Source organism: Paenisporosarcina sp. P4_E4_2, from assembly GCF_056401595.1.
Genome location: NZ_JBFUJC010000308.1, coordinates 1 through 3,758, shown reverse-complemented (window position 1 = coordinate 3,758; position 3,758 = coordinate 1). Strand labels below are relative to the sequence as shown.

Below are 3,758 nucleotides of genomic sequence, written 5' to 3'. Positions count from 1 at the left end.
GTGAAGGGACACGTGGAAGATGCTCTCGTAACTTTGCGTGAATTAGTGACAGCTAAATGACCAATGTACTTTTTACTTTCCCGGTTAAGGAATATTTGATAGAAGAGTTACTGACTGAGTTTCCGAAAGTTGAGTTCATTTTTTCTTCTATTAAAGATGAAAATGCACTTAAACGAGCTGAAATCATTGTGACCTATGGCGAAGATGTTTCAAAAGAAACTCTAGATCAAGCACTTTCATTGAAATGGCTCATGGTTGCTTCTGCGGGATTAGAAAAAATGCCGCTTCGTGATATCGCGAAGCGAAACATTTTAGTTACCAATGTCAAAGGAATTCACAAAACACCAATGTCTGAATCCGTCCTAGCACATTTACTTGCCCTTAAACGTGCTTTACCGTGGATGTATAAACAACAGGAAAACAGTGAATGGAGTAAGCGCTCAGGGTCTATGGAGCTTTTTGGAAGTACGGCTCTGATAATTGGCCCTGGTGCAATCGGCAGTGAAATCGGTCGGTTGTTGCAAGCGTTTGGCGTAACAACAATTGGTTGCAATCGCTCTGGGCGAAAGGCGCCCAACATGAATGCAATGATTACTTTTGATCAATTAAATGAAGAACTACCCAAAGTTGATATCATCATTTCTGTCTTACCAAGCACACCGGAAACAAGGGGTTTTATTACATATAATCATTTCGTATTAATGAAAGAAGACGCAATTTTTATGAATTTTGGTCGTGGTGATCTGATAAAAGAGGAACAACTCATACAAGCAATGAAGGAACGTCAAATTGCTTATGTTGTTCTTGATGTTTTTGAGAGTGAACCACTTGATGACAGTCATCCGCTTTGGAAAATGGAAGGGGTTATTGTTTCACCTCATGTTTCCAGCCATTCTTCAGAATATGTACCACGAGCTCTAAAGATTTTCCGGCATAACCTACATGAATGGATGGAAACGGGATCGAATTTTCAAAATGTCATAGACTTAGAAAAGGGGTATTAACGTGAAAATTTATACTAAAACAGGCGACAAAGGGACAACTTCACTTATTTATGGATCTCGAGTTGCGAAGAATGATGCTTTGGTAGAAGCTTATGGTACATGCGACGAAGCGAATTCCATGATAGGAGTTGCCCTCAGTTTTATCCAAAATGAGTTTTTTGAAGAAAAAGAGACTGTTTTGCAAGCTTTCCATCAAATCCAAACTACCCTTTTTCATGTGGGAGCGGAACTGGCCACACCTGCTGGAAAAGAAGTGAAATGGAAACTGGAAGATAGTGAAATCACAAAACTTGAAAATTTAATCGATGAATGGGATGCGCAGTTGCCGTCATTACAAAACTTCATTTTGCCTAGCGGTCATCCTGCCGGGGCGACCCTGCATGTAGCTCGCACCATAGTTCGACGCGCTGAGCGTTCTGCGGTCAGTATTGGCGATAGCGTATCTCCACTTGTTTTAGCTTACTTAAACCGTTTATCTGATTTCTTATTTGTTGCTGCACGCTTCGTTAACTTGCGCCTAGGTCAGAAAGAAAAAGGATTACATGCTGAGTAGCCCTTGATGTAATGGGTTTTTGTTGACTTTTTCGTTACTTCTTTCTTATACTAATTGTAACGATTATAAAATAATAATCTTTATGAAGTGAGGTGCATGGCGATGACTGAAATGCATTTACGTGACGCATTGGATAATTTGAAATCAACAGGAGTCCGAATTACACCACAGCGTCATGCGATTTTAGAATTTCTCATCCAATCCATGATTCATCCAACAGCAGATGATATATATAGAGCGCTTGAAGGGAAATTCCCAAACATGAGCGTAGCGACGGTATATAATAATCTTCGTGTTTTTAGAGAAGCCGGATTAGTAAAAGAATTAACCTATGGCGATTCATCGAGTCGGTTTGATTTCGTTACCAATGATCACTATCACATTATTTGTGATAATTGTGGCAAAATTGTTGATTTCCATTATCCAGGTTTAGATGAGGTAGAACAATTAGCTTCTCACGTCACTGGATTCAAAGTAAATTCGCATCGTATGGAGATTTACGGAACATGTCCGACCTGTGAAACATCAGCTATAAAAGTTCAATAGTAAACAAAAAGAGCATTTCGGTGCTCTTTTTTTTGTACAAAAAAAGGGCTAACATTCTATAATGAATGTTAGCCCACTTGGTTATTATCTTTTTCGGTTTAAAGATTCATCAAATTCCTGACCTTCTAAAGTAGGATCTAATGTAAGTGGTTCTTTACAATACATACACATATCAACCCGACCTAAAACTTTGGTATACTTTCCGCAGTTAGGGCAGACAACTTGAACTGCTTTCGTGGAAAGCATTCCAATCCATGCGTATACACCTGTGCTGCCTATAATGGCTAGCAGACCTAAAAACATAAACAGAGTCATGACGATTTGATTTTCTCGGAAGAAGATGCCGATATACATGATGACAAAACCGATGAAAATCAATGATAATGCAAACGAACGAATTCGATTTATTTTATTTTTATAAGGTTTCATATTGTGTTCCTCCTTAATCATGTTTACTATACCATAATTGGTAGTGTAAATCGTTTGAAGGAATCTCACAACCTTTGTCGAAAAAAGAACATATACCATTTTGATTAATTTATGAGGGGGACTTCCGTTGGAACAAATTCTGCGTCCTATTTATCAGGAAAGAGCGAGCCAACCAAATACGCTCGGCGTCATTTTAGTCGAGAAGAGAGAAAAAGTTAGTCAAATAACGGATACATTCGATACTATTCTTTTAATATTAGCTAAAGATGCAACACAGCCTGTGTTTACGAAACATTATACATTTAACGATAAAAAAGCAGCGATGCACATTGTTACTGAGAAACAGTTACGGAAATGGTTACTTCTTGGAACTAATAGAAAAATCGTGGACTGGATTTTTTATGGACGTGTCATGTTCGACCGTAATGAATTTGTTCATGAATTGAAAACTGAGTTAAAAGATTTTCCCTTTTATGGACGTAAAATTAAAATGGGAATTGAATTTGCAAAACTTTTGCGTCGTTATTTAGAAGGAAAAGTGTTCTTTGAACAAAAAAACTACATGGATGCATACAATCATATTGTGGATTCCTTGCACCATCTTGCAAGACTGGCTGTTTTTGAAAACGGCATGCATCCTGAAGTAACTGTTTGGTCGCAGGTCAAAATAATTGAACCCTCCATCTATAAACTATATGAAGAATTGCTATCAAGCGAAGAACCAATCGATAAAAGATTGGAGCTATTGTTCTTAGCAAGTGAGTTTATGATCCATTCAAGAACCAAAGACGGGTCACGTCATATATTAGAAGTCATGAGCCAAAAAGATCATTGGACGATTCAAGAATTGCACGAACAAGAAGAGCTCAGAAACTATTCGGTCGACTTGGAAGTCTTTATTGAATTTCTTGTAGAGAAGGGCTACATCCACGTAGAACGAATAGAGACGAAGAGTGATAAAATCTTTCACCGCTACTATAAAGTTGAACAAATTGATGAGGAAGCACCACAGTAAATAAGGCGCTTGAAAAAGCGTCTTATTTTTTTCTTGACGTTTGTATAAAAGCCTGTATATAATAGTAAACGTCGCTGAGCAACACAGCATGAAAAAATAGATTTAAAAAGTGCTTGACTCTCTTACTTTAAAGTGCTAAATTAGAGAAGTCGCCAAAACGAGTGACACAATGAACCTTGAAAACTGAACAGCAAAACGTCAACAATAAAGC

Annotated in this window: 5 protein-coding genes; 4 read left to right on the top strand and 1 reads right to left on the bottom strand. The window is 37.8% G+C overall.

Features of this window, described 5'->3' with window-relative positions; genetic code table 11:
- Positions 1-56 precede the first annotated feature (56 nt).
- The 3 genes from AC1DSB_RS16045 to perR all read left to right on the top strand — a co-directional run bounded on the left by AC1DSB_RS16045 (position 57) and on the right by perR (position 2,103).
- Positions 57-1,004 (top strand): D-2-hydroxyacid dehydrogenase, encoded by a 948-nt coding sequence (locus AC1DSB_RS16045; protein WP_477531754.1) that lies wholly within the window; start codon positions 57-59, stop codon positions 1,002-1,004.
- A gap of 1 nt (position 1,005) precedes the next feature.
- Positions 1,006-1,557: a cob(I)yrinic acid a,c-diamide adenosyltransferase gene (locus AC1DSB_RS16040; RefSeq protein ID WP_342543035.1), complete on the top strand. Its 552-nt coding sequence runs from the start codon at positions 1,006-1,008 to the stop codon at positions 1,555-1,557.
- 102 nt (positions 1,558-1,659) lie between these two features.
- Positions 1,660-2,103: a peroxide-responsive transcriptional repressor PerR gene (gene perR / locus AC1DSB_RS16035; protein ID WP_016429220.1), complete on the top strand. Its 444-nt coding sequence runs from the start codon at positions 1,660-1,662 to the stop codon at positions 2,101-2,103.
- Between the two features lie 84 nt (positions 2,104-2,187).
- On the opposite strand, the gene AC1DSB_RS16030 is transcribed toward perR, so the two are convergent.
- A complete protein-coding gene (locus AC1DSB_RS16030) occupies positions 2,188-2,532 on the bottom strand; it encodes a YgzB family protein (protein ID WP_016429219.1) in 345 nt (114 codons plus the stop codon).
- A 127-nt stretch (positions 2,533-2,659) separates the two neighbouring features.
- On the opposite strand from AC1DSB_RS16030, the gene AC1DSB_RS16025 reads away from it, so the two are divergent.
- Positions 2,660-3,547: a nucleotidyltransferase-like protein gene (locus AC1DSB_RS16025; protein WP_016429218.1), complete on the top strand. Its 888-nt coding sequence runs from the start codon at positions 2,660-2,662 to the stop codon at positions 3,545-3,547.
- Positions 3,548-3,758 lie beyond the last annotated feature (211 nt).

Coding starts and splice junctions, on each gene's coding strand:
- perR (WP_016429220.1), top strand. CDS start 1,660: ATGACTGAAATGCATTTACGTGACGCATTGGATAATTTGAAATCAACA.
- AC1DSB_RS16030 (WP_016429219.1), bottom strand. CDS start 2,532: ATGAAACCTTATAAAAATAAAATAAATCGAATTCGTTCGTTTGCATTA.
- AC1DSB_RS16045 (WP_477531754.1), top strand. CDS start 57: ATGACCAATGTACTTTTTACTTTCCCGGTTAAGGAATATTTGATAGAA.